The 26,276-nt window shown below is 40.6% G+C and carries 24 protein-coding genes; 14 read left to right on the top strand and 10 right to left on the bottom strand.

What is annotated here, in order from left to right; genetic code table 11:
• Window positions 1-89: 89 nt before the first annotated feature.
• Window positions 90-1,106 carry a GGDEF domain-containing protein gene (locus EES38_RS02285; RefSeq protein WP_124935539.1) on the top strand — a complete coding sequence of 339 codons (1,017 nt, stop codon included), beginning with the start codon at window positions 90-92 and terminating at the stop codon, window positions 1,104-1,106.
• Between the two features lie 13 nt (window positions 1,107-1,119).
• Here the strand turns inward: EES38_RS02285 and EES38_RS02290 are convergent, their stop codons facing one another.
• Window positions 1,120-1,668 carry an aldolase/citrate lyase/malate synthase family protein gene (locus EES38_RS02290; protein WP_124935540.1) on the bottom strand — a complete coding sequence of 183 codons (549 nt, stop codon included), beginning with the start codon at window positions 1,666-1,668 and terminating at the stop codon, window positions 1,120-1,122.
• Between the two features lie 151 nt (window positions 1,669-1,819).
• Here EES38_RS02290 and EES38_RS02295 point away from each other — a divergent pair, with 151 nt between their 5' ends.
• Window positions 1,820-3,322: a DUF3612 domain-containing protein gene (locus EES38_RS02295; RefSeq protein WP_124935541.1), complete on the top strand. Its 1,503-nt coding sequence runs from the start codon at window positions 1,820-1,822 to the stop codon at window positions 3,320-3,322.
• 2 nt (window positions 3,323-3,324) lie between these two features.
• Here EES38_RS02295 and EES38_RS02300 read toward each other — a convergent pair whose 3' ends face one another.
• Window positions 3,325-4,710: a diguanylate cyclase domain-containing protein gene (locus EES38_RS02300; RefSeq protein WP_124935542.1), complete on the bottom strand. Its 1,386-nt coding sequence runs from the start codon at window positions 4,708-4,710 to the stop codon at window positions 3,325-3,327.
• Window positions 4,711-4,984: 274 nt separating this feature from the next.
• Between EES38_RS02300 and EES38_RS02305 the strand changes: the two genes are divergently transcribed.
• Entirely contained in the window at window positions 4,985-6,112 is a 1,128-nt protein-coding gene (locus EES38_RS02305; RefSeq protein ID WP_124935543.1) for a DUF3541 domain-containing protein, read from the top strand.
• Between the two features lie 4 nt (window positions 6,113-6,116).
• Here the strand turns inward: EES38_RS02305 and EES38_RS02310 are convergent, their stop codons facing one another.
• Window positions 6,117-6,443 carry a hypothetical protein gene (locus tag EES38_RS02310; protein ID WP_124935544.1) on the bottom strand — a complete coding sequence of 109 codons (327 nt, stop codon included), beginning with the start codon at window positions 6,441-6,443 and terminating at the stop codon, window positions 6,117-6,119.
• A 228-nt stretch (window positions 6,444-6,671) separates the two neighbouring features.
• Here EES38_RS02310 and EES38_RS02315 point away from each other — a divergent pair, with 228 nt between their 5' ends.
• On the top strand, window positions 6,672-7,520 hold the full coding sequence (locus tag EES38_RS02315) for a pirin family protein (protein WP_124935545.1): 849 nt from the start codon (window positions 6,672-6,674) through the stop codon (window positions 7,518-7,520).
• A 58-nt stretch (window positions 7,521-7,578) separates the two neighbouring features.
• On the opposite strand, the gene ppnP is transcribed toward EES38_RS02315, so the two are convergent.
• The gene (ppnP, locus tag EES38_RS02320; protein WP_124935546.1) at window positions 7,579-7,863 is read right to left on the bottom strand and encodes a pyrimidine/purine nucleoside phosphorylase; all 285 of its coding nucleotides are present in this window, start codon (window positions 7,861-7,863) and stop codon (window positions 7,579-7,581) included.
• A 218-nt stretch (window positions 7,864-8,081) separates the two neighbouring features.
• On the opposite strand from ppnP, the gene EES38_RS02325 reads away from it, so the two are divergent.
• Both EES38_RS02325 and EES38_RS02330 read left to right on the top strand, forming a co-directional pair.
• Window positions 8,082-8,495 (top strand): DUF2850 domain-containing protein, encoded by a 414-nt coding sequence (locus EES38_RS02325; protein ID WP_124935547.1) that lies wholly within the window; start codon window positions 8,082-8,084, stop codon window positions 8,493-8,495.
• A 112-nt stretch (window positions 8,496-8,607) separates the two neighbouring features.
• A complete protein-coding gene (locus EES38_RS02330) occupies window positions 8,608-9,711 on the top strand; it encodes a mechanosensitive ion channel family protein (RefSeq protein ID WP_124935548.1) in 1,104 nt (367 codons plus the stop codon).
• A gap of 57 nt (window positions 9,712-9,768) precedes the next feature.
• Here the strand turns inward: EES38_RS02330 and EES38_RS02335 are convergent, their stop codons facing one another.
• Window positions 9,769-12,129, bottom strand: coding sequence for a Lon protease family protein (locus EES38_RS02335; RefSeq protein WP_124935844.1), 2,361 nt, complete (start codon window positions 12,127-12,129; stop codon window positions 9,769-9,771).
• A gap of 215 nt (window positions 12,130-12,344) precedes the next feature.
• Here EES38_RS02335 and EES38_RS02340 point away from each other — a divergent pair, with 215 nt between their 5' ends.
• Window positions 12,345-13,661, top strand: coding sequence for an MATE family efflux transporter (locus EES38_RS02340; RefSeq protein WP_124935549.1), 1,317 nt, complete (start codon window positions 12,345-12,347; stop codon window positions 13,659-13,661).
• 45 nt (window positions 13,662-13,706) lie between these two features.
• Here the strand turns inward: EES38_RS02340 and aroG are convergent, their stop codons facing one another.
• The gene (gene aroG, locus EES38_RS02345) at window positions 13,707-14,765 is read right to left on the bottom strand and encodes a 3-deoxy-7-phosphoheptulonate synthase AroG (RefSeq protein ID WP_124935550.1); all 1,059 of its coding nucleotides are present in this window, start codon (window positions 14,763-14,765) and stop codon (window positions 13,707-13,709) included.
• A 366-nt stretch (window positions 14,766-15,131) separates the two neighbouring features.
• Here aroG and EES38_RS02350 point away from each other — a divergent pair, with 366 nt between their 5' ends.
• From EES38_RS02350 to EES38_RS02360, 3 genes are all read left to right on the top strand, one after another.
• Window positions 15,132-16,829, top strand: a complete 1,698-nt coding sequence (locus tag EES38_RS02350; RefSeq protein ID WP_124935551.1) for a phospho-sugar mutase — start codon at window positions 15,132-15,134, stop codon at window positions 16,827-16,829.
• Between the two features lie 106 nt (window positions 16,830-16,935).
• On the top strand, window positions 16,936-17,643 hold the full coding sequence (locus EES38_RS02355; RefSeq protein WP_124935552.1) for an AzlC family ABC transporter permease: 708 nt from the start codon (window positions 16,936-16,938) through the stop codon (window positions 17,641-17,643).
• Entirely contained in the window at window positions 17,640-17,957 is a 318-nt protein-coding gene (locus EES38_RS02360; protein ID WP_124935553.1) for an AzlD domain-containing protein, read from the top strand. Before EES38_RS02355 ends, EES38_RS02360 begins: the two co-directional genes overlap by 4 nt.
• Before the next feature lie 12 nt (window positions 17,958-17,969).
• Here the strand turns inward: EES38_RS02360 and EES38_RS02365 are convergent, their stop codons facing one another.
• Both EES38_RS02365 and EES38_RS02370 read right to left on the bottom strand, forming a co-directional pair.
• Window positions 17,970-18,584 (bottom strand): fumarylacetoacetate hydrolase family protein, encoded by a 615-nt coding sequence (locus EES38_RS02365; protein WP_124935554.1) that lies wholly within the window; start codon window positions 18,582-18,584, stop codon window positions 17,970-17,972.
• A 30-nt stretch (window positions 18,585-18,614) separates the two neighbouring features.
• Window positions 18,615-18,965, bottom strand: coding sequence for a hypothetical protein (locus EES38_RS02370; RefSeq protein WP_124935555.1), 351 nt, complete (start codon window positions 18,963-18,965; stop codon window positions 18,615-18,617).
• Window positions 18,966-19,110: 145 nt separating this feature from the next.
• Between EES38_RS02370 and EES38_RS02375 the strand changes: the two genes are divergently transcribed.
• Window positions 19,111-20,943: a putative bifunctional diguanylate cyclase/phosphodiesterase gene (locus EES38_RS02375; RefSeq protein WP_124935556.1), complete on the top strand. Its 1,833-nt coding sequence runs from the start codon at window positions 19,111-19,113 to the stop codon at window positions 20,941-20,943.
• On the opposite strand, the gene shyA is transcribed toward EES38_RS02375, so the two are convergent.
• Together shyA and EES38_RS02385 are read right to left on the bottom strand one after the other, a co-directional pair.
• Entirely contained in the window at window positions 20,940-22,256 is a 1,317-nt protein-coding gene (shyA, locus tag EES38_RS02380; protein WP_124935557.1) for a peptidoglycan DD-endopeptidase ShyA, read from the bottom strand. The genes EES38_RS02375 and shyA overlap by 4 nt on opposite strands.
• A 181-nt stretch (window positions 22,257-22,437) precedes the next feature.
• Window positions 22,438-22,734, bottom strand: a complete 297-nt coding sequence (locus EES38_RS02385) for an isoamylase early set domain-containing protein (RefSeq protein ID WP_124935558.1) — start codon at window positions 22,732-22,734, stop codon at window positions 22,438-22,440.
• 522 nt (window positions 22,735-23,256) lie between these two features.
• Between EES38_RS02385 and EES38_RS02390 the strand changes: the two genes are divergently transcribed.
• The 3 genes from EES38_RS02390 (at window position 23,257) to EES38_RS02400 (ending at window position 26,242) form a co-directional block, all read left to right on the top strand.
• Window positions 23,257-24,534: a YjiH family protein gene (locus EES38_RS02390; protein ID WP_243694148.1), complete on the top strand. Its 1,278-nt coding sequence runs from the start codon at window positions 23,257-23,259 to the stop codon at window positions 24,532-24,534.
• 138 nt (window positions 24,535-24,672) lie between these two features.
• Window positions 24,673-25,149, top strand: a complete 477-nt coding sequence (locus EES38_RS02395) for a putative pterin-binding protein (protein WP_124935560.1) — start codon at window positions 24,673-24,675, stop codon at window positions 25,147-25,149.
• 34 nt (window positions 25,150-25,183) lie between these two features.
• Complete coding sequence (locus EES38_RS02400; protein ID WP_166434191.1) at window positions 25,184-26,242, top strand: GGDEF domain-containing protein; 1,059 nt, start codon at window positions 25,184-25,186, stop codon at window positions 26,240-26,242.
• Window positions 26,243-26,276: the final 34 nt, after the last annotated feature.

The following is a 26,276-nucleotide window of genomic DNA, read 5'->3' on the forward strand; positions in this document are numbered from 1 at the left end:
GAAATCAATCACTATCATATACTAAGTTGTCGTAATGGTCTGTTCCTAGGCTACACTAATAATTACCTGTCTTTTTACAAAAGTTTCCTATGAAAAACGATATCGATATAAAAAATAGTAATCAGATATTTAAACAAGCTGTGCCATTAATGGTAAAGAACAAAGTTGCTCCGTCTCCACAAAATTATGCACTTTGGTATTCCTATGTGGAAAATATCGATAAAGATCTTTGCAGGGAGATCGACGCAACCATTTCCAAACTCGGATATTGTCCACCTTCAGTATGCGATGATCTCTACGACCGCTTCGTCGCGTCTCGCTCGGAGGCTGACCTCAAATCACTACGAAAAGACATCGAAATTATGCTACTCGAGTTATCCACCTCCATGTTCGATGCATCAAACGACACTCAAAAGTTTTCATTGATGTTAGATAAGAGCTTTAAACAACTTGAAATCGCTGAAAAACAATCACTTTCCCTAGATGAGGTCATGTCGTTAGTCAGACAGCTTGTTACAGAATCAAGAGAAATCCGCCAATCCACTCAATTCCTCAATGAACGCCTGAACTCTGCAGGACAAGAAATAGATAAACTAAAAGAGCAACTTATTGTTTTACAAAGCACAGCATTAAACGACTCGCTTACTGGTGTTCACAATCGAAGAGCATTTGATCATGACCTTAAAACAATGGTGGAAGGTCAAATTCCATTTTGTTTGATTTTTACTGATATTGACCATTTTAAAAGTCTCAATGACCGATTCGGCCACTTATTTGGGGATAGCGTACTTAAAGCGGTCGCGAAGAGGTTAGAGACACCGGACAGTAATTACTCCGTTTATCGTTATGGAGGAGAAGAGTTTGCGATTATCGCACCAAACCGTCCTCTGCGCAGCGCCAGACAGCTCGCTGATGCATTAAGAAGAGGAATAGAAAAGCTCAAAATTAAGGACCGAAAATCAGGTGAGTCAGTAAACAGCATTACTGCATCTTTTGGAGTAGTGGAACATAATGCTACCCAATCTCTTGACCAGACACTAAGTAAAGCCGATGAGCTACTTTATCAGGCCAAGAAATTGGGTAGAAATAGGGTCATGCCACTGTAGATCCTAATGAGGTTTAGTCCTGAACCAAAATAGTAAATTCATGGCCATCTTTGTGAATAAACTCTTTGTCTTCCAACGTCATAATCGCACGTCCTGCTGAATTTTTATTCAATAAACTGATCCAACAGCGAAAGGTATCAGTTTCTTGCGCTGTAAATTCAGCAAAGGGTCGAGAAATAACTTCCACCTGAATATCGGTAATACGCACCCGTCCCGCAAGCTGACAATCACTACACAATTCTACTTCAATATGGTTACCCTCCTCTGTCGAGAACAAAATAGCTCCCGGAGCATGGGCTTCTCCATCGATTCCAGTGAACTGTTGAGGATAACGTAATCCACAATGACTTCCGTCTGAGAAATAAGCGAGAAGATGGTGATAGTCCATTACATATTGCGTCACGTCCTGATGTGAACCTTCATCCAAGGGGAATGAGTCATCCAAAAACTCAACTGCCCGCATATGTTTTTCCTGGTCTTTGTCGGAACGCATCGCATCGACAGCGACGGCTAACTCAGAAAAATGTTGGGTAAAATGTCCCTCAAAAAAATGTCGTTCCATTTTCATATTCATTGTATGACCCTCTCGTCCATTGCATTACTTATTATCTTGGTTCACATATTTGTCACATTTGTCTGTGGCATGAAGTAAGACTAGACGATTTACTGATACAATTTCACAACAAAAATTTCACATTGTGAATTTTACAAATATGACCATAAGTAAAAACCTCATACGACAGTCTCATTTTCTGGGTAACAAGATACGGAATCTGCGCAAACGCAACCACTTAACAATGGAAGACTTGTCTGCCCGATGTATACGTATTAGTGCTGATTACGCGCCTTCGATATCGTACCTCTCGATGATAGAACGTGGTAAGCGGGTTCCCAGCGCAGAAATGTTGGAAGTCATCGCCGAAGTTTTTCAAAAACCCATTGCGTGGTTTCTGGACGGGCATCAAACCGACGATGATATAAATCCGGTCAAAGGGAACCGAGGTGGTATCGCAGGGATGGCGTTAGAACCACACTTTTTGTTCTCTGATGTTATCTTGCAAAGTGCGATACCAGAACTCCTCACACAAACCGGAACGACCGGAAAGGAATTTGCTCAGTTACTGATTCGAGCTCATCAGGAAAGTCATCAAAACCAATTTCCCGATCTGGAAAAAGCCGCGGAAAATATTGGTAAGAAACAGCTCAATCTTTCAGTCAAACAATTGGTTGGTTTTATTAAGAAAATGGGACTCATCATTCGTTGGTTTGAAGAACCTCCCAAGGAGGTTTTGGATGAATTGGGTAACTCCGCCAATCACCTACTGACTTCGTATTTTGAAGCGCCTAACATGCTGCATATCAACAAGAGCATGAAGCAGTTTCCGGCCCGTCTAAAATATGACTTAAGTGTTTTCATTGGTCATTCAATCTTACATGACATCCAATCGTGCAAAGCCCTATTAGCGATCGGGCATACCAGTAGTTGGGAAACGTCGACCCAATTAACTAACGAAAATGAAATAAACCCAAGTGAAATTCTGCAAGCGTGGCAAAGCTTTGAATCGAGCTTTTTTGCTGGGGCACTGCTGTGTCCGAAAGTACCTTATCGGCAACTGCTTGATCGTTCTGGCTACGAAATCAGTGTACATGAAAAAATTGGGGTTTCACCATCTGTGGCAATGCGCAGAATGACGGTGGTTTCACCTTACCCTCACTGGCATTATTTTGATGCCTTTGGCAAAGGAAAATTGAAAGCCGTTTATCGCGGTAATGGCATCCCTCTTCCATGGGGAAATATGCGTTTGGTTAAAGATCCCTGCCAACACTGGTCAGTCTTTCGTACCCTTTCTCAGCCAAGCTCAGGCACAAGTGCACAGCTCTCTGTTTTGGATGTAAATGGAGAGCCAAGATTGTACTGCTGTGAATCTATTAACATTACAGACCCCGCAGGTAATAAGCGTGTTCTCTGCGCCGGTATTGACTTGATTCCAGCACTCGAAGCGAAAGGTGATATGATGTTTGATGTAGCGGAGACGATAAAGCGAACATGTCAAAATAGCGGCGGTAGCGCCGCAGTACCAATTGCGGCTAGGAAAGAGATTATTGCTCTTGCCAAAATACTTAATATTCAGTGGTTGGAGCGTTCACTTGAGAACGAGGCGAGACTGATCTGCTCTAGAGGCAATCGTTGTCCCAGATTACCATGCTGCTACTAATTTTAGCTTGGTGATGAGTCGTGCTTATGCTTTTTCTCTTCATACATTGTTACGTCCGCGTGGATCATCATATCCTCAGCGTCTTTAAACGAATCAGAGTAGAGTGCAAAGCCCAGACTTGCACTAATTGTCAAAGAGGTACCATCGACATCGATACGATTTTCCACGATTGAACGACGAATCCGCTCAATCGCTTCAACAACTTGTTTTTCAGAATTTACTTGAAACAGCATCACGAGAAACTCATCACCGCCAATACGTGAGACAAAGTCATTTGGCCGTACTGAATGAATGATTCTACTTGCTGTTTGAGCTAAGACAATATCGCCAGCAAGGTGTCCATACACATCGTTAATTTCTTTAAAATCATTTAAATCAATGTTAATTAGAGCAAAACATGATTTATCGTCTTTATCCTTGTCTTTCGTCATCTGACAACGAGTAAATGCACGCTCAAGTTTTTCCATAAAGAATCGACGATTTGGCAACTGAGTCAGTTCATCGTATAAGGACGCCCACCGAGCTTTGCTATACAAGAAATAGACAACCGATAGAACAACCATAAAGAGTATCAAAATTGGATACCCAACTAATCTGACACTATTTCGTTTAGCCCAACCACCGTTAGATTCATCGTCAAACCGATTTGTGACCGCGATACTCCAGCTTCCATAAGGGAAGTAAACCGATTCAATGGCTAAAGGATCAACAAAGACGTTCGAATCACCAACAAAAACATCACCATCAGGTCCTTTACTATCTTTACCTCGAATTGCCACTTCGTATTGCTTCTGTAGCGATTCCAAGCCCGTTTCACTAAATAACTTTTTGATATCAAGCACGACACTAACGACCCCCCAGTAAAACTGGTTATCCGGCGGATCGAGAAAAACTGGGTAACGAGCAATGAGGGCCACACCGCCCTGAACTAGGTTTACTGGTCCAGCAAGATATACACGCCGGACTGTTCTCGCTTTTGAAACGGTTGCCCATTGATCCGGAATTGAACGAAAATCAGTACCGATGGCGGCTTTATTCGCTTCGTAAGGATACACGTATTGAATGACATCGTTGGGCGCGATAGCAACTGAACTAATATCATGAGATTGGGTAATAATGCCTCGTGCAACACTATCCCAATGTTTAGCGACAGAATCAGCATTGACTGTCGTTAGCGTAGCCAACGTCTTAGCTATATAAATATCAGAAAATATTCTCGCTTCTAACTTGTAGCGGAAGGTAGATAACTGTTCATTGGCTTTTTGATGAGTAAGCTGCTGGAGAGAATATTGATGACGGATCGACAGGACCTCAATCGACACTGCACTGATGATCGAAATAACAACGACAAGAGAGATGAAGAGCCAACGACCATACCTTTTATTCATTCATTCTTCTCTCAAAATGGGATTCACGCAGCATAAAATCGGATCTATAGATACGAACAATAAGAACAGTCATTTCATTATCACATACTTGCTTAAGAATACAATCACTTGTTGACTGCCTGGTTATGTCTAAACCGTGAATAACACACTAGGGAAAGTGAAAAAATATTGAACGATTTCGGAACATTTCATCACCAAGCACTAACACATGCTGATTGTAATGTCTTATTATAGACGGAGAGTTTTTCCTTGAGGGAGGCGAAAAACGAGATCTATGAAATTGTTACCAAAAATGTACATCGTGGCCTGTTCAATCTCCTATTTATTTACCTGTCCTGTTTTCAGTGAAGAAGCGGAATCTCCCCCGCAAACGTTAGCAGCGCAAGAGCAACAAGTAGACGATGCAAAAACAATTTCTCAAGATATTTTGTCGAACTATTTACAAAACTATTACCAGCTGGATATCGTCAATCAGGGACATTTCTCATTACGCCTATACCGACAAACTTTAAACAAACAATTTCTCAATGGCGTTAATGCGGATCTCTATCGTATTACTGATAACCTCAATCGGATTGCCGAGGATATCAATACCCCAGAAAAAATATATTTGTATTCACAGAAGCACTTGGCGAAATATAAAAACTCGAAAGATGTACGCTCTCAAATTCGTTATGATGCGACAAAAAATACACCTGAGTATTTCTTTCTTGGCCCGGAACTCATTGGATCTCTGGCACGTTTAAACGAATATGGGCTTGAGCATGTTGATAATGATGCACTAAGAAAAATACTGCATAACTATGATTTCAAGCGCTTTGTTACTGATAAGAATATGATGAAAGCGTGGGCTGCACAGCTCGCAAATCAAGTATTCTGGTTGAAGCAACTGGGAGAACATGACTACACATCTGAGTTTATTTCGACATTTAGGGAAACCTATCCGGATAGCGAAGATAAAAACCTGACACGTCAACAATATGAAAATAAGATTTATGGCTTAACTCATATCATTCTTGCCGATTCTATGTATTACCAACGCTATGTCGACCCGCGAAACTATTCATGGATTTTCGATTATTTCAGGGCCAATATGAGTACCTTATTATTGCGAGCGAAAGCCGACATTTTGGCAGAAATAGGAATCAGTTTTTTACTGACAAACCAGAGTGATGACCCTGTAGTAAGTGAAATAAGACAAGCCCTAATAAAGAAATATGACCCCAATAAACGTTTGATTCCATCTAGCAATGGCAGTGATGACATTCCGTTTGGAGAGCACAGAAATGTACTTGCTATTATGTTTCTCAACTGGCAGCAGCCTAACGCAGCCCCGAACTTTCAAAAAACGCCAGAACCAAAGTTAACGTTGCCTTTTGGCGTCCATCCAAAGACAAAGTGATGGACTACCCAAACAACATCATGATCGCCACGCTTAGTATTGCCAAGCTCAGTGCTAAGCTGGCGTAAGCAAACTTTTTGCTTCTTCGGCGCTTTTTATGGGTTTTAGCTTGCTCTATTTGCTGTTGAACAAACTCTTCTTCTTTTTGCTCTATCGTCTCTTCCAACGCTTCCTGAGTCGTACCACTTAGTCTATCGATGACCTCCTGTTCATCTCTCTCATGTTGAACGTGGTTCGCCACCTTAGTAAAACGATGAATTTGATCCAACGTCAAATCGTCTTTTGGATCATACTTTTTATTTCTATCATTATGTTTAGGGACAACAGCCATAAAAACCTCCCTAACATGGACCCTATTGTCTTAATTATATACACATATCAATAAGTGGTATGGGAACTTTGCAACAAAGTAATACATTAAATAGCTTATTGATTTCCAATACGTTCGAATTTATTGATGATGAAGAGCGAATCCATAGAGTGCTTGTGTTCTCGCATACACGTTATAATTTGCCTATCAATATACTATTTCGCGATTGTTCAACTCGCTGGAGCGACTATGTCACAAGAAATTACTGTTCGTCGTATGATGAAGGCTCAACCTACATCTGATGGTGATGGTGTAAAAATACGCCGCATACCTGTATTTAACGATGCATCGTTTTCACCCTTTTTAATGTTAGACGAGCTCAAGTCAGATGATCACGCCGATTACGTTGGCGGTTTCCCACCTCACCCTCATCGTGGTATAGAAACCCTAACATACATGATTAATGGTCATTTTCAGCATCAAGATCATCTTGGTAATAAAGGAGAGCTGAAGTCTGGTGGCGCTCAATGGATGGCGGCTGGCCGAGGTATCATTCACAGCGAAATGCCAATCATGAAAGAAGGTCAACTGCTTGGTTTTCAGATTTGGATTAACCAACCAGCAAAATCTAAGATGATGCCAGCGAAATATGAGGATTTTCAGCCGGAGAGAATTCCAACTCTCACTAGCGATGCAGGAACTCAGCTTAAAGTCATTTCAGGCAAAGCCGGACTGGGAAGCCAATGGATCGAGGGTCCACTTCAAGACACAAGCATTCCGTATTCCGTTTCTGACTTAATGATGTCTAGTGGTTCAGAGACAACAGTGAACCTAATGAGTAACCATCAACACTTTGTTTATATATACAAAGGTGAAGCGTCTGTTGCTGGCCAGATCATTAAAGAGGGAGTCGCGGCAACCCTTTCTGCGGGCAAGAATCTAAGTGTCGTAGCTATGCAAGATCTTGGAATGCTGGTTTTATCTGGCGAAGCAATCCATGAACCTGTCGTACACTACGGTCCATTTGTTATGAATTCAATTGATGAGATTGAACAAACGATACAAGATTTTAATAGTGGGAAATTTGAGACCTACTAAGTGAGAGAAACAAAAAGGGTCGCGCAAGCGACCTTTTTTAGAAGCTTTCTAGAAACATTTACTTGATGTATTCACACAAGTAAGCTGTTGGCTCTTCTACTTTTACGTCAAAAGACGAGTCACTTGGGACATCAAATGCCTGACCGTTAACAAAAGTAGCCCATTCGTCACTTCCAGGCAGTTTTACAGTCAACGCACCGGTTACGACTGTCATTTTTTCTGCCGCTGCCGTGCCAAAAGTGTACTCACCTTTTTCCATCACACCAACAGAAAGCGCTTCACCTTTCTGTTCAAAACCAAGCGATTTAACCTGATCATCAAAATAGCGGTTTTCTTTAATCATATAACCTTCCGTGTTTAAACTGGTCTGTTTCTTCATTATCTAAGGGACAACTTTTTAACTCAAATCAAAACAATGCACAAGATATATTGATCCCAATAAAATTCAACATGCTACACTTGGAGAGCATATTGATTATAAAAACAACAGAATGCATTTCACATTTGTCGTAATTATGTAATTATTAACTTTATAAATAATAAAAATGCCAAGGTTGTCTTTTGAAAACAATTATACCAATCATAGTGTTAGTGATGACGGCACTACTGTGCGCGTTACTATTTTTTAGTTATCGCAGCTACGTAGACCCCAAACATGTTTATGGCGTTTGGGTTGAGTTAAATGTGATGGAGTCACGTAGAGACGTCTTTCGATTTGACGAACTTGGTGTCTATCGTAATGATCACCTTATTACGACAAATTTTGATTACAACGGCACTAAGATTAGCTTCGAGACAGGAGATGGCGACTACTTATACCGAATCTCAGGCACAAAAAATATTCCTCAGCTAAAGAGAATTGAGCCCCAAAGCCCACCCCAAACGCTTGTTCGTCAGGAAGACGAAGAAAAACTGGAGCCTGAGAGGAGTCACATACTCAGACCCAAAGTATCTCTCAGTGATCAATTTAACTAATGCTTGATGACGCTTTTGAGAATTTTTACGAACATGCAGGTTAAGTTCTAGAGTTAACAGCGAATTTTTGTTAGCTTTCTACGCCATATGAACAGTATGGATTCTGCTATTTATGGAATTTTTAAAGTCGCTACATCTGGATAGCATCGCATTACCCGAGAATTGGAATAATAGTGTTTTATTCATTACTTTAGCGAGTTTTGTCGTTTGGGGTGTCTGGCGTTTGTTGTACAGCCGTCTCATCGTCATCACAGAAAAAACTCATGTTCAGTGGGATAATTTGCTGCTCCATTCTCTTAAAACCCCAATCAGTGTCCTGATATGGTGCTGGCCAGCTACTATTTCCCTTGGATTAGCCTTAGAAGATAATATTGCAAGTAAGCTAAATTGGTTAGAAACCTGTAAGCGACTGATGGTCGTAGCCATTTTCATATGGACACTAATACGACTGACGAACAATATTGAATATTATATTTTAGCCACTAAAAGCAAAGATGAAACAACCGTACAGGCCGTAGCTAAGGTCGCTAAGCTATTTTTCGTCGTTATCGGTTTGCTTACTTTTTTACAGGCTTTTGGTCTGAGCTTATCGGGTCTTCTCACCTTCGGTGGTGTGGGTGGTTTGATCGTCGGTCTTGCCGCAAAGGACTTACTGTCAAACTTCTTCGGTGGCTTAATGATCTATTTTGACCGTCCGTTTCGAGTCGGAGACTGGATTCGCTCCCCTGATAGATCAATTGAAGGTACTGTTGAACGCATTGGCTGGCGAATGACGATTATCAGAACCTTTGATAAGCGGCCACTCTATGTACCAAATTCTGTTTTCAGTAGCATTGTCGTAGAAAACCCGTCCCGAATGTTAAACCGTCGAATTTACGAGACGATTGGTGTACGTTATGACGATGCAGATCATATTGCCAAAATTGTTCAAGCAGTAAAAACAATGCTTGAAGAGCATCCTGACATTGATGCTCAACAAACTCTCATTGTTAACTTTGATAAATTTGGACCGTCTTCACTCGACTTTTTTGTCTACACATTTACAAAAACGGTGAACTGGATTCGTTATCACGAAGTGAAACAAGATGTTCTGATAAAAATAATGAACATCATTCATGAACATGGTGCGGACATCGCCTACCCAACACAAACCATCAAATTACAACGAGAGTTGGAGGGTGACACCACGATGAGAAATGTCGATAAAACAGTTTAATTTTTAGGCATAAAAAAGCGCATTCTAGGAATGCGCTTTCGTTTTTTTGGGTTAGTGTTACTTTCTTAGTGCATTAAGCTTCGATTGTGCAATACCGAAAACCGATTCAACAGGATAACTTCCATCGTCTCCAGATTGTCCTGCGACTTTGCCAGTAAAAATTTCGATAGCTTCCGTAACATGCTCAATAGCCCAAATATGGAACTCACCTTTCTCGACAGCTTTGACAATGTCGGGTCTTAACATCAGGTTGTGCATATTAGACTGCGGAATTACAACGCCTTGAGTATTTTTTCTACCTTTGATAACACAGACATCAAAGAAACCTTCAATTTTCTCGTTTATGCCACCAATAGGCTGCGCTTCACCGAACTGGTTCATAGAGCCAGTGATAGCAATATCCTGTCTGTTTGGTATCTTGGAGAAAGCCGATACTATCGCACAAACTTCAGCCATACTGGCGCTATCACCATCGACTCCACCATACGACTGCTCAAAGGTGATAGTTGTAGTCAATGGAACATTGGCAGTTTTACCAAAAATCGAATGAAGATAAGCGGTTAAAATCATCACACCTTTCGAGTGAATACTACCACCTAAATCGACACTTCTTTCAATGTCGATAATTTCTCCACTACCATAGGATGTTGTTGCTGTTATCCGGTTTGGAACCCCAAAATCATGATCTGTCGTTGCCAGCACGGAAAGGGCATTGACCTGACCAATTGAAGAACCGTCAGTTTGGATTAAAGTCGTTCCATTAGTAAAACTTTCCATCACTCCGAACTGCAGACGGTTTACTCGATGTTCCTGATTGTACAATGCCTCATCAACATGGCTCTGACGAATCATATTTGAGTGAGCCTGACGAGCAACGTAATTTGACTCACGTAATAAATTACCAATATGCGCTGAGTGCAAAGATAATTTATTTTGGTCTCCTGTCAGTCTTGAGCTGTGTTCTATGAGTCTGGCTATGGCCTTTTTATCGCAATGTAGCAGATGGTTATCATGAACAAAGCTCGAAATGAATCGAGCATATTGCAGCTCTGAATCTTCGTTGCGATTCATTTCATCCTCAAAATCAGCCGTAACACGAAATAGCTCACTGAACTCAGAGTCGTAATTCGTCAAAAGTTGATAAGTATGATAGTCCCCAAACAAGATAATCTTCACATCGAGGGGAATAGGTTGAGGGTCTAGAGAGACTGCACCAGTCAGAGTTACCTCTTTCTCCAAAGACGTCATGCTAAGTTGGCGAGAACGAAGTGCTCGTTTTAAACCGTCCCACACATAAGGACGCTCCAGAACCTTAATCGCATCCATAAGCAGTACGCCACCATTCGCTTTATGCATGCTACCCGGACGGATAAGGGAAAAGTCGGTAAACACAGTTCCTTTATAAGTAACGGTTTCAATGTATCCAAACAACGTATGATAATTCGGGTTCTCTTCAACCACGATAGGGAAAGAGTCATCAGAATGTGAAGCCATGACATTAATTTTATAACGTCTCGGCAGTTTTTTATCCAGAGAAGCAGTCGCCAATTCCCCTTGCTCATTGCTTTCATCAAGGAAGACTTCTACGTTATCAAGAATGTCTTTCTGTAAATCATCAAGATATTGCTTTATCTCTGGGAATTTAGAATAGTCTGCTTTCAAGTCTTTAATAAAATGTGCAATAACCTCAAGTGTGACATCATCATTCAGTTTCTTGATTTTATTGCTGTAATCTTCTTCCAACTCGGTCAGCAACCGGACCATATTACGTAGATTGACTTCCAATTCATCAATCACTTTACCAAAGCGCTCCTGCTCTTTGATATCCAGCTCGTCGAATGTTTCCTCTGTATGCAGTTCTTCTCCGTTCATTGCAATGAACTGATAGTCACCTTGAGGAGTAATGGTGAGGCTCACGCCTTTTTCTTTAGCATCAGCCGTGATGGCATCCAATTCATCCTGCTGCTTGGCTGAAAGCTGGTTTTTTAATTTCTCAGCACGGCTAATATAGATTTCGTTATCAAAAGCCAATGGAATGCCATTAACCAGTTTGGTTAAAAGCTTTTCAATGTCCACGCGCAATTTATTGCCCACACCGCGTGGTAATTTGAGTACTTTCGGGGTACGGATATCCTCAAAATTTGCAACATAACACCAGTCAAACAAATGCTCTGAGTTGTATTGATGACGATTAAGGTACCTTAGCACCATGGTTCGTTTACCCAAACCATTTCGGCCTATGGCATAAATGTTGTAACCTTTTTCCTTGATTGACATTGCAAACTCAACCGCTTTCTGTGCTCTTTCCTGACCGATAATCTCATCAATTGGAGCCAGTTCTTTAGTCGATTTGCAAGGCAAGTTTTCCAGCTCGGCAGTACGATATAACTGCTCAGAATTCATACATTTTATTGCCATAACCTTCCCTACTTCACGATCCATGCTTGTTGAATCCTAGTTTAAATGCAATTTGTTGAATTTATAGTGACTTATTTCCAAATCAGGTTTAAGTGCGCAAATAGTGACCACAAATCATAAAATTTATCGAATATCTCAGAGCCAATTTCTTGGGTTTCGTTGTTTAATATGCTCTACTAGGCGCCAATTCATAAGAGAAGACTTAATTACTGAATATGCAAAAGCAGAATAAAGAACTGTCAAAACAGCTATTTTCTATGACTTGGCCAATGCTCTTTGGCGTGCTTTCTTTGATGAGTTTCCAACTAGTCGACAGCGCATTCATTGGTCAACTAGGCGTATTACCACTAGCAACTCAGGGATTCACCTTACCGATTCAGATGATCATCATCGGAATACAAGTGGGGCTGGGAATTGCGACAACAGCCATCATTTCAAGAGCGATTGGGGCAGAGAACATCCTTTTAGCGAAGCAGCTTGGCGGTCTTATATTGCTACTGGGGTGTTTATCTGTTGCGATTCTATGTGCTGTTATTTACTTAATAAGAATCCCAATCCTAAATCTATTGGATGCTCAAGCAGAAGTCTTACCTATCGTTGATGGATACTGGCCTATATGGCTGGTGAGCGCTTGGACTGGAGCAGCGTTATACTTTCTTTATAGCCTATGTCGAGCTAACGGCAACACAATGCTGCCAGGGTCGATGATGATGGTAACAAGTTTACTGAATTTAGTACTCGACCCAATATTCATATTTACGCTTGATTGGGGGATTAATGGTGCGGCCGTTGCGACAACCTTATCTTTCTTTATCGGTATACTAATCGTTTTTCCTAAGGTCTATAAGAAACACTGGATGACCTTCCATTGGGCGGATTTTGATATAAAGCAGAGTATTGGTAACATACTCTCAATCATGGGACCTGCGATGATAAGCCAGCTACTCCCACCTGTTTCTTCAATGTTAGCCACAAAATTGTTGGCCACATTTGGGCCTGCAGCAGTCGCAGCTTGGGCAGTAGGATCAAGATTCGAATTCTTTTCCATCGTATCAGTCCTTGCTCTGACAATGTCAATGCCACCGATGATCGGGCGGTTATTAGGACAAAAGCAGTTTGCGCAAATTGAATCACTGGTTCGCATCGCCGTTCGTTTCATTTTAGGCTTTCAAACCATTTTGGCAATCGTGACTCTTATTTTCTCTGGTCTACTTACCAGACTGATGTCAGGAGACGATAGCGTGCGTCATCTTCTAGAATGGCATTTAACCTGGGTCCCTATCAGCTTGGGTCCACTCGGCATATGTATTTTAATCGTTTCAGTATCTAATGCCTTGGGCCGTTCTTATAGAGCCCTAGTGATTTCAGGTCTTCGGCTGTTCGCCTTTTTCCTACCCGCGCTATGGCTCGGATCATACCTTTTTGATATTCAGGGAATTTACTTAGGGGCACTTTTAGGTAATGTTCTTGCCGGACTAGCAGCATGGTTACTCTATAGAAATACAATGGATGTCTTAAGAGCGAAGCAATAAAAAAGCAGCATGGTTACCCATGCTGCTTCGCTAATGATACAAAAATTAACCGCGTAGCTGTCTTCTCTTTGCAACCGCACTTGCAAGTTGACGGAGTACGGCTTCGGTATCTTCCCACCCGATACAAGCATCAGTAATAGATTGTCCGTACACAGGCGCTTTACCATCGACAAGGTCCTGACGACCTTCGACTAAATGTGACTCAATCATAACGCCAAAAATAGATTGTTCACCGTTAGCTAGCTGATTAGAAATATCCTCAGCGACAACCATTTGACGTTGATATTGTTTAAGACTGTTAGCATGACTGAAGTCGATCATGACTTTTTTAGGCAATTTAACTTCGCCCAGTTTCTCACTGACTTCCTGTACGTGCTCTGCACTGTAATTTGGCTCCTTACCACCACGTAAAATGAGGTGGCAATAAGGGTTTCCAGCTGTCTCAACAATAGCAGAATGACCATATTTCGTTACAGAAAGGAAATGGTGTGACGCTTCAGCTGCACGAATCGCATCCGCAGCAATCTTGATATTTCCATCAGTACCATTTTTAAATCCAACCGGACAAGATAAGCCAGAAGCCAATTCTCTGTGAACCTGTGATTCAGTTGTACGAGCACCGATTGCTCCCCAACTAATAAGGTCAGCAACATACTGAGGAGTGATCATATCTAAGAACTCACTCGCAGTTGGAACTCCCATATCAGTCAAATCAAGAAGTAATTTTCGACCGATTCGTAATCCATCATTAATCTCATAGGTATCGTTTAGATACGGGTCGTTGATCAATCCTTTCCATCCAACTGTCGTTCTAGGTTTCTCGAAATAGACACGCATAATAATTTCGAGATCACCACTAAGTTCATCACGCAGGGTTTTTAGTCGGCGACCATAGTCAAGCGCAGCTTCGGTATCGTGGATAGAACAAGGACCAATCACCACAACAAGGCGGTCATCTTTACTTTCTAAGATGTTATGAATCGCTTCTCGTGCGTTAAACGTAGTGGATGACGCAGTATGAGTCGCAGGGAATTTCTCTAAAATAGCAACTGGTGGTAATAATTCTTTAACTTTTTTAATTTTTACATCGTCTGTTTGAAACATTCTGCTCTACATCCTTTACTACTATTAGTGCACTCTCAGGCTCGTTGTTAGCTTGTTTTTATAAGTCAGTGTTATTTGACCTCTGTAAGTTAACGGCTGAACCAAACTCTTGCAAGCATTATTTAATATTTAATGCAATAGATTGATATATATTAGGTGTAAACCACATTGTAAATTAAAGTGTACACCGAGATTAAATAAATCATAGAACTCTCAGTTAATACCAATATTGATCAGGTTTTATGGTGAAATTAGCTAATCGATATACACTGTTTAACGATTGCGTGCACATTACATTGGAAAAAGTTAACGTAGACTGATTTAATCACTATGAAATCCTAAGTGACAGAAAAGAGGCAGATTTTTATGAAACAATTGGTGGACCGCTGGCTTGAGAAAGACCCCGATCCGACAACTCAGGCTGAGTTGCAAACTTTAATTACAGAGAATCAGGTTGCTGAAATTAAAGATCGCTTCTCCTCTCGCCTCGCGTTCGGCACAGCTGGATTAAGAGGTAAAGTGGGAGCAGGACCGAATAGAATGAATCGTCTCGTTATACAAGAAACGAGTCTTGGACTTGGCCACTACCTGATAAAAAATGTTCCTGAAGCAAAACAAAAAGGCGTGATTATAGGCTTTGACGCGAGACCAGATTCTAAACAATTCGCTCAAGACTCCGCTGAAGTATTACTGTCATTGGGATTTACCGTATATCTTACAGATGATATCGTTCCAACGCCTTTGATTGCTTTCGGTGTCAAGAACTACTCAACGGCTGCCGGAATTGTTGTGACCGCAAGTCATAACCCTCCCGAATACAATGGATTTAAAGTGTATTGGGGCAATGGCGCTCAAATCATTCCACCTCATGATGAAGGTATTGCCGAATGCATCGATGCAGCGACGCTTTTACCATTACAGAGAATAGCGCTATCAAAAGCGAATGATAAATTGGTCTGGTTATCAAAAGAATTTAATCAAACTTACCTTGATGCCATTCTTGTAAATACACCGTCAATATCGCAGCACCATAAGCAGGTCAGTGTCGCTTACACGGCTATGCACGGCGTTGGCGGCAAGTTCATTGATTCGATTGCAGCTCAAATCAATCTTAATATGTTTTTTACTGTAGCGGAGCAGTATCAGCCCGATGGTCTATTTCCAACGGTTAAGTTTCCAAATCCAGAAGAACCTGGCGCAATGGATCTCGTCATCAAACTTGCCAAAGAAAACGGAGCTGACTTAGCCTGTGCAAATGACCCTGACGCTGACCGCTTTGCTGTCGCAGCTAAAACAGAAGACGATCAATTTAGAATGCTAACAGGTGACCAAGTCGGTATATTGCTTGCGGATTATATTCTAGCGAAGAAGGATGGTCCTTGTTGGATAGGAAACACAATTGTTTCGTCCAGCCTTTTGGGAAAGGTGGCTAATTCTTACAATGCTAATTACTTCAAAACTCTCACTGGCTTTAAATGGTTAACTAACGTTGCAATGGGCAAAGAATCGAAAGATAAGCCATTTGTGTTTGCTTATGAAGAGGCGCTCGGCTATGCGGTAAATAGCTTGGTTTCGGACAAAGATGGTCTAAGTGCTTTTGCTGTGTTTGTATCGCTGGCAGACGAACTCAAACAACAAGGCAGAACAATATGGGATAAGTTATCTGATCTATATCATCAGCATGGATTTTATGTCACAGCACAGAAAAGCATCGCTCTCACGTCATCGGATGATTCAATCGGTGATAAGCTGCGCGCGACTCCACCAACCCATATTGCCGGTCGATCAGTTGTATTAACTGAAGATTTTAAATCGCTGAAAAGCGTGGACGTAAATAATAATTCACAACCGCTTGATTACCCAACGAGCGACGTTTTGATCTATCATCTTGAAGGAGATTGTCGAGTCATCGTCAGGCCATCAGGTACAGAACCCAAAATAAAATGCTATTACGAATTATGTTACCCAATGGAACCAAACCAATTATATTGGGATGCACAGTCGATAGCAGATGAACAAATAGCGATGTTGATTTCAGAGCATCAATCTGAAATAAGCAGTTAAACGTCAGTTAGGGAGGGTCAAGATCGTATCCTCCCTAACCGACTCTTGCTATTTTTTGCCACCCTGTTATCTTGCCTATCCCATTTTCAACATAATCGTAATAGTTATGGAATCCGCTCTGGTACAGCAGTCAAAATTAGACTTATTTTTGAAAGGTGCCCTTGCCATTCTACCTCTTAGTATTGCGGTTATTCCATGGGGGCTTCTCGCAGGATCATACGCTGTCGATTCAGGTCTGAGTCCTTTTGACAGCCAGGCTTTATCAACCGTTTTGTATGCGGGCGCGGCACAACTTGCTGCTACCGGTATGCTCAAAGCGGGTGCTTCTACTCTTACAATGATTATAACCACATTCTTCATTACATCACGTCATCTGTTGTACAGTATTTCAATGAGACAGAATATCAGTCAGCTCCCATTAAAGTGGCGCCTTACGCTTGGCTTTTTACTCACAGATGAACTATTTGCCGTTATTGGGAATAAAAAGTCGCAGTGTTTTGAACGTTGGTATGCTTTAGGAGCAGGTCTTAGCTTTTATTTGATATGGAATATTGCAAGTTTCGTTGGAATATTTCTAGGGTCATCGATACCAGATCTGAGTTCGATTGGATTGGATTTCGCCATCGTGGGCACCTTCATCGCCATTATTATTCCTACGATTAAAAATATACCCATTTTAGTCACGGTACTTGTTGCTATCCTGAGTTCCGTATTTTTTACTGTGATGAATGTTGAGAGCGGCCTTATCATAACAAGTGTATTAGCCATGGTTTCAGGGTACGTAACAGAGATAACGATGGACAGAAGAAAATGATATTACTACAGATTTCCCTAATGGCTGCCCTTGTTTTTCTCAGTCGTTATCTTTTTCTTGAACCCAAGTTACCTCTGAAATTGAGTCCATCCATTCAACGATTTCTTAGCTATTCAAGCCCCGCAGTACTAACAGCGATTTGGGCACCGATTGTCTTCACATCAGATAACGTCTTAGCCCTTAGTACCACGAACCCATACATTTGGTCTGCCCTGATAGCAGGCGTAATCGCTTGGTTAACCAAGAATGTCCTACTAACAACCATCTTGAGTATGCTGATTTTTTTAACACTCAATCTGGTCGTATTTCAATAAAGATTGACACAGTTACTGCGCAATCCATTCAACCTCAAGCAGTGTTGCATCGTTACTTTTAAGCCGAGCTAAAAATGCATCCCCCTGATGTACCATACCTACACCCTTGGGCGTACCAGTCATAATGACGTCGCCGTCTTCTAGCTGGATAAATGTTTGAATTTCGCTCAGGATAAGATCTGGAGAATACATCATTTGTTTCACACCGCCACACTGAACTCGGGTACAGTTGATAAAAAGTTCAAGGCTTAACGAATCAATATCAATATTGTCCAATGGGATAAAGCGGCTAAATACGGCAGACCCATTAAAAGCCTTCGCTCTTTCCCACGGCAATCCCTTCTCTTTGAGGAAAGATTGTAAACCTCGTTTAGTCAAATCTAGACCTAAGCCAACATACTGATATTTTCCTTTCTCAGCGACAAAGCATATTTCAGTTTCATAGTGAAGTTGTTCTTCATGAAATGAAGAGAGGACGGATGAAATTGAGGCATTCGGTTTGTTAAACAACACCATCTGTTCCGGAATGGCATTGTTCAACTCTTTAATATGTTCAACGTAGTTTCTACCTACACACACTACTTTAGATGGTGTTACAACAGTACCACCAGCTTTAATTTGCTTCATCGAACTTCCTTGTTATGACGACTCTTTTAATTAAACGCGTTTTGGCTGCTTATACGTTTTCCCTACAGCTCGATAAACATCTCTGTGTTTGATATCAAACTGACTGTAAAAAAACCAGGAAACAAAGACTAATGTATCATCGCCTTCTTTCATAATAAACTCGAGTAACTCTTCTGCTTCATCCTGCTCGTTCGTTTCCACTGAAACATGGTAAATTCTTTTTTCACCGTCCATTTCAGCTAAAGCAAACTGACCAGTCAACTCCTGAGCAGCAGATGAAACCTCATCCAGTTCACACTCTTTAAGAAAAGTTAACGCTTCAGGAAGCGAAGACTTGTCACTAGCTTGCTTAACAAGCTCATTGAATTCAGACTCTTGCATCTATTGCCCTTATTTAATGCCTAATTTGTATACCAGCCTTTCCAGCCTGTTATGCATCAACTATCATTTCGCACTGGAAAAAACCTCGTCATTACACCACATTTAAAGATGAATAAGAACAAGGATAAGACGACGAAGGCACGATATGAATTCAAAGTCTCGTTTAACGTCAATGGCTGCGATTAAACAAGTTACCAATTTGATCCATGATATGACCGACGATGATGTCTATTCTCGCGCGGTTGCTCTTATTCACGAGCTTTTTTCAACATCTCTCACTACCGTTATAACGTTAGACCATCGTGGCCACTGTAGTCACATTCGAGCCATATCATCTGTCTTCCCAACAAATTATTACCTACTAGACGAGCTACAACCTATTATTTCCAGGCATTTTAATTCCCATCGCAAACAGGATCATATAATCCCCCAAGGGATTTCAGCCCAGTTTCCTGACTCGCATGTTCTAACGAACAATCAGATTGAAGGGTATGTAGGGACTACAATTCTGACGGACAAAGGAGAAGTATTGGGCGTACTTATTTCACTTACCAAAGACACGATTACTGAGCCCGATGACATTCTCGATTGGCATAACTTCGCTAGTCAACTCATTATCAAACATGCATTTTGTCTTCGTTGTCAGAGCAAAACGGAAGGCCTGTTTCAAAAATTAAATTATGAGGTATCACATGACAACCTTACCGGCATGATGAACAGAAGTTATCTTGCAGATACGCTAGAGCGCTTAGTATCGGTATCTCAAACCAACTTACAATTTACTCTGGTTTTGTTAGACATCGATAATTTTAAAAGCATTAATGACATATACGGTAATTACATTGGTGATCAGGTTTTAAAATCAATTGCAGTTGCGATTAAGTCGATTATCACTGACGAAAAATTGTCTTTTCGCATCGCCGCGGATGAATTTGCTTTTATTACTTTCAATGAAGAGCCAATAAAAGTATGTGAGACAATCCTTAATACTATTTCTCGGGGCTATAGTAACAGCTCACTATTTATCAAACTGAGTGCCAGAGTTGGATTAGCGACTCAGTTGGAGCAGCAACTTGAAGCCGATCAGTTAATACTCAATGCAAGTCTTGCGTTGAAAGAAGGCAAAAACTCGTCTCGTAAAATTTCCTGCTTCAATACATTGCTTCTGGATCAATATCATCGTCGAACTCTGGTGATTGAAGAACTAAAAAATGAATTAAATAAGGAATCCAAATCAGATTCAGAGCTGTTTGTGGTATTTCAACCTATCGTACATAGAGATCGGCAAGACTGGGACTGTTTTGAAGTTTTAACCAGGTGGCAAAATGCTCGTTTAGGCACAGTATCCCCAGCCGAATTCATTGCATCAGCAGAACAATCTGGACTGATGATTGAGCTGGGTAAGCACATCTTGCATAAAGCCTGTGAGGCTAAAGCTCTGGTAGAAGAAAAAATTGGAAGGCCCATTCATTTATCGATTAACTGCTCAGCTCAGGAATTAAATCAGTCTCAGAACTATTTCGAAACATTTACCAATATGATTCGAGAATGGGGTTTCTCACCCTGTGATTTCACGATAGAAATCACCGAAACAGCATTACTGACAAATAATCAAATGGTCAACGACATTTTGCATCAATTGAGAGATGCAGGATTTAAAATTGCCTTGGATGATTTTGGGACAGGGTACTCTAGCCTAAACTACGTCCATTCATACCCAGTAGACTGTATTAAGATAGATGCTTCTTTTGTCAAAAATATGCTCATCAATCCGACATCAGAAAAAATCGTTAAGCTGATAATACAGCTGGCTGAACAACTAGAGTTTGATTTGGTTGCGGAAGGCGTTGAAGATAATACCGCGTTAGAAAGGCTTCATGCTATGGGGTGTCAAAGGATTCAAGGCTACTTTTATAGCAAACCTCTCCACCCCACAGCGATGATTAAACGTCTGAGCGACAATCCGGCAAAAGATTAGCCACTAGTTACCGTATCTCCCGAGTGGTTTTTCAGTGCAAGCTCTTGCTGCTCAATCAACGAATCCATTTTTTTTCTGCGAGATAAAAATTGGTTCATCTCATTCTTAGGGACAGAGGTTGCCATCGGAATTTTTGCCGTCATAGCATTTACTGGATGTCCACGAACAATCAACTCATAGTGCAAATGCGGTCCAGTTACCCTGCCTGTTGCTCCAGAGAGAGCAATTTTTTGTCCACGAGTCACTCGTTGTCCCTTATGAACCAGAATCTTACTCAAATGCAAATAGCGCGTGGTATAGGTATTATCATGCTTGATAACAACATAGTTCCCCGCATACGGATGATGACGAATCATTTCAACTACACCATCCCCCGTTGAAAGAACCGATGTGCCTGTTGGTGTGGCAAAGTCAGTACCGTTATGAGGAGCTAAGCGCCCTGTTACTGGATGACGACGATGAGGATTAAATGGAGAGCTTACTCGCCAATGCTGAGTCGTCGGATAGCGACGAAATGCTTTCTGCAAACTCTGTCCTTTCTCATCATAGTACTGCCCATCTTTATATAGATAGGCTGAAACAGTACTACCACGAGTTTCAATCTTTATTGCCTGTATCTCTGAATTGCCAGTTAATTGATCACCAACGTATTGACGAGATTTAACCACCTCAAAATTATCTCCGGCACGAATATCACGGGAGAAGTTAACTTTATCTTTGAGCAATTGAACGATCTGCTCAATCTCATTGCTATTTAAGCCAGCATCATAAGCCGATTGGGAGAACGATCCACTCACACGGCCAAGTAATGCTTCTGGTTTCCAAACACCAGGAATCGTAACGTGTTTATACTCATATGTACCATCGGTCAGACGAGTATACTCAACACTTTCTACCAAGCTAAGTTGCAGAGACAGCTTTTCTAACGTGTTAGTGCCGTCTGATGTTTTCCACAAACGCAATACATCGCCTGGCTTAATGGTATCTAAGGCAAGATAGTTTAGGTCAGTTTCCATGACCTTCATTAAATCTTTATAGGCAAAGCCTAGATGGGAGAATATCGTGCTTAGCGAATCACCTGGACGGATATGATATTCATAGTCAGGGTGAGAGATAGTCTCACTCTGATTCTCAGTCATTATATTCTCAACAATTTCTTGTTCAGGCACTTCTATATTAATAACTGTTCTTGACGTCTCTGAGTTAAGAGTTCCCCAAAACGCAATAATGGCAACAATAGGCAGGCTTGCCAAAATGAGTTTGGGACGCTTCGATAACCCAAGAACTCTCTCGTTTATTGATTTTAGTACCACAATAAATCCAAGCTGATTTCACAAAAGCACAAGATTAAATGCTTGTAACAGACTTGTCACCTAGAACAGGTCAAAGAAACGACAAAAAACACAACTAGAAGCCCCTGCCGTGTTAAATTATCGACAGAGACTACCATTTCAAGACTAGATATTGGCAGATAATACTAGACTGGTTTCATTACTAGTAAGTTGATACCAACGAGTTGTCTTCACCAAAACCATTCGGAATATAGTTATCAGCGTTTGGATCATTGACCCATTGCTGACCATCAAGGAGATATCTAAACTGAAATTCGCCGTCTTTTGGCAAACGCGTTTTGAACTTAAACATACTGGACTTTGCAATCTTCTTCATTGGTTCTGGTTGCCAGTCCAAAAAGTCAGCAACTATAGATACTTTTGAGGAGGATTCAGGTACTTCTAACTCAAAAGTCACTTCCACTTCGTCTTTGGTTTTGAAATAACGTTTATTAATCATCTGCAAACTCCATTTAACCCTGATGGTAGAACCACACATAAACATCACGACTTTTATGTCAGATGTATTCATTCAGACAATCATCTTCACTGCTATACGACAGCTTAAAGTGGTGATTTTTTGTCCGGATATAATGAATAATAAGAAATTTGTCTAATATCTACAACTTCTTATATCACTCTTTTCCAGCTAAATAAAAATTGGGTCTTTACGCCGTATAAAATACAGATCCAGCTTTTAGATTAATAATCTACACTTTAACCTTTAACAACATAATCATTTAAAAATAAACACAATATCAATCTTTAATATTGCCATAAATTTTAATTCATTATATTCTTCGCCGCTTCTTTAAGTATTCAAGCCGAAACGAATCAAGGATGATGCGCAACGATTTAAGTAATAATGAGTAATAAGATGAGTGATAATATCGACAACACCTCAAGTCATCAGGCAAAACCCTATTCAATCAAACAAATTCTTCGTTTTAGCATACCCTCTTTATTCGGGTTATTTCTGTTTATGATGCCTTTGACATATAACGGAGATACGACGATTCCCGTCGCTGTATTAGCCGCTATGATGAGGAGCTTGATTGGACAAAACATCACGATAATCGTAGCGAACACTATTATCTTCATGGCTCTGATTTCTTTGGCTTATTCGTTATATCAGCCGAAATTTCTACGCAACGTTACGTTTATACATCAACTGCTATCACCTTCCCCTACATGGATTTTTGTCAGACTCATAGGCGGGTTTTGTGCTTTCTGCATATCACAAAAAGTCGGGCCTCAATGGATTTGGGATGCCAATACTGGAGGCTTAGTTCTTAACGATCTACTTCCTACACTATTTTCAGTCTTTACTTTTGCCGGCCTGCTTTTACCTTTTCTATTAAACTTTGGACTGCTTGAATTTTTCGGAACCCTTTTAGGGAAAGTAATGCGCCCTCTTTTCAATCTGCCGGGAAGAAGTGCCATTGACTGTATGACCTCATGGTTGGGCGATGGTAGCGTTGGTATTTTATTAACCAGTAAGCAGTTTGAAGAAAAATTTTATACTCAACGTGAAGCGGCGGTAGTAGGAACAACCTTTTCAGCTGTATCAATTACTTTCACTCTAATCGTACTTGCCCAGGTCAAGCTAGAGTCACTCTTTGTTCCGTTCTATTTTACTATTTGTTTTGCTGGTTTAGTCGCCGCAGTCATTCTCCCAAGAATTCCACCACTGAGCTTAAAACACGATCTTTATATCGATGGGTCAACACCTCAAGAGGAACATCATCATATTCCTCAAGGGCACTCTTATTTTAGCTGGGGCTTTAAACTCGCGATTAATAAGGCCGAGAGTGTTAAATCACTACGAAACATACTATTCGAAGGAGTTAGAAATTCACTTGATATGGTCTTAGGCGTACTACCTGTGGTTATGGCACTCGGTACGATAGCACTAGTCCTGGCAGAACATACAGCTGCATTCTCTATTCTGGGACAACCCTTTATTCCATTCTTAGAGTGGCTTGGCGTTCCTCATGCTGTTGAAGCATCCAAAACGGTAATGGTTGGATTTGCTGATATGTTTATTCCGGCTATTGTCATTTCATCCGTAGATAGTGACATAACCAAATTTATTATCGCAGCAATGTCAGTAACACAGTTAATTTATATGTCGGAAGTCGGCGCTTTATTACTGGGCTGTAAAATTCCAATAAATATATTTGAATTATTTATAATTTTCATTTTAAGGACATTGATCACAATGCCAATTATTTGTATCGCAGCTAACTTTATATTTTAAATACTAAAACTGATTTTTGATTTGTTGACACAGAGTTTTATTAACTTATGTGTCAACAAAATACGTTTATTTTACGAATTAACATCTCTATAATACGCCATTCCGATAAACCTATGTTCTATTTTTAGACAGTTGAAGATGATGAAAAGCTGGATCTCTATTCTCTTGCTAACGCTATGCTCATTTAGCTCAGTACAGGCAAGTGAACTCAATCTCGTTTCGAACACGGGAACTAACATTGCAGCAGTAACTCTTGAGCAGCTATCCCAACTTCCACAACAGAAGTTCACAATTGAATTACCTTGGGTTAAAGGACAACACAAGTTTATCGGCGTAAAATTAACTGACCTACTGTCTAGCTTGAACATCAAAAATGTTCACGCGGTTCGTTTAACTGCGTTAAACGATTATACTTCTGAAATTTCTATTGAGGATATCACTCAATACCAACCCATCATTACCTATAAAATGGATGGGGGCATGATGACAGTGAGGAAGAAAGGGCCATTTTGGATGTTATATGATTTATCTAAATATCCAGATCTGACTAGCCTTAAGTATCAGTCACACATGGTATGGCAATTAAAGTCAATACAAATCAATCCCAATGATTAAAGACCATAACCATAACCACTTAAGTCAAACCCTTATGAAGGCCAGAATTCTTCTGGTTGTGGTTTCTGTTATCCTTATTGTCAGTAATATTTATACTATTCAGGAAACTCGTACGCTTTCTAATGCTTATAACGAAGCAAAGACCGAAGCGACTTGGCATATATATCAGCTTGCCAAAGAATTTTCTGAATTAGTCGCCTTTACTCCGGTAACCTATTCCGAACATGAGAAACAAAGAGTTCAGTTAAAATACGATCTCACTTGGAGCAGGTTCGACGTTATCCTAAATATTGATGGCTGGAGAGACATCGAAACTTCAAGTAGTTTTAAACACTCAGTAAATACTCTATTCAATCGCTATAAGGCTCTTGAGTCACAGCTCCACGCAGTCCACGATACAAAAACACTACAAGCCTTTTACGAGGCAATGAAACCTTTATATAAAGATACATTACTGTATGTGAATAAAAACTTCAGATTAAGCAGCCCGTTTAATGCAGAACGTAAAGAAGATGTCCAGTCTTTAACTCAGACTCAATATTATCTCATGATTGTCACGTTTGTTTTTATTGGCATAGTGATATTCACTTTTTATAAAGATGCACATTTTCATCGGAACCTATCACTTACAGATCCTTTAACAGGATTATATAATCGCCTCGCCCTATTCCGTCATATTAAGAAATTCAAGAAGCAAAGACGCTTTTCATGCGTACTACTGGATTTAAATGGATTTAAAGCCGTCAATGATACCGATGGCCACCAGGCTGGAGATTTGATATTACAACTCGTCTCGAAGCGACTAACAGAGAGGCTGGCTGAGGGTGAAGAGGAAATATTTCGTATTGGCGGAGACGAATTTGCGATTCTTTCCCCTGTAACTCAAGAAGCCGATATTCTTGAACTAATAAAAGGGATCAACCAGTGCTTCGAAGAACAGTTTAGCTTGCCTACAGGGAAAAAAGCGGATATCTCGACAAGTCTAGGTGTCAGTTGTTATCCCAATGATACAAAAGACATTAATGAACTGATGTTTATCGCGGATAGTCGAATGTATCAAATGAAGCGGATACAAAAAGGCCCCTCGAGATAAGGGGCAAAATTTACCATCGCTTATTATTATTCTT

The sequence above is a fragment of the Vibrio viridaestus genome (genome assembly GCF_003856525.1).
GTDB classification, from domain to species: domain Bacteria; phylum Pseudomonadota; class Gammaproteobacteria; order Enterobacterales; family Vibrionaceae; genus Vibrio; species Vibrio viridaestus.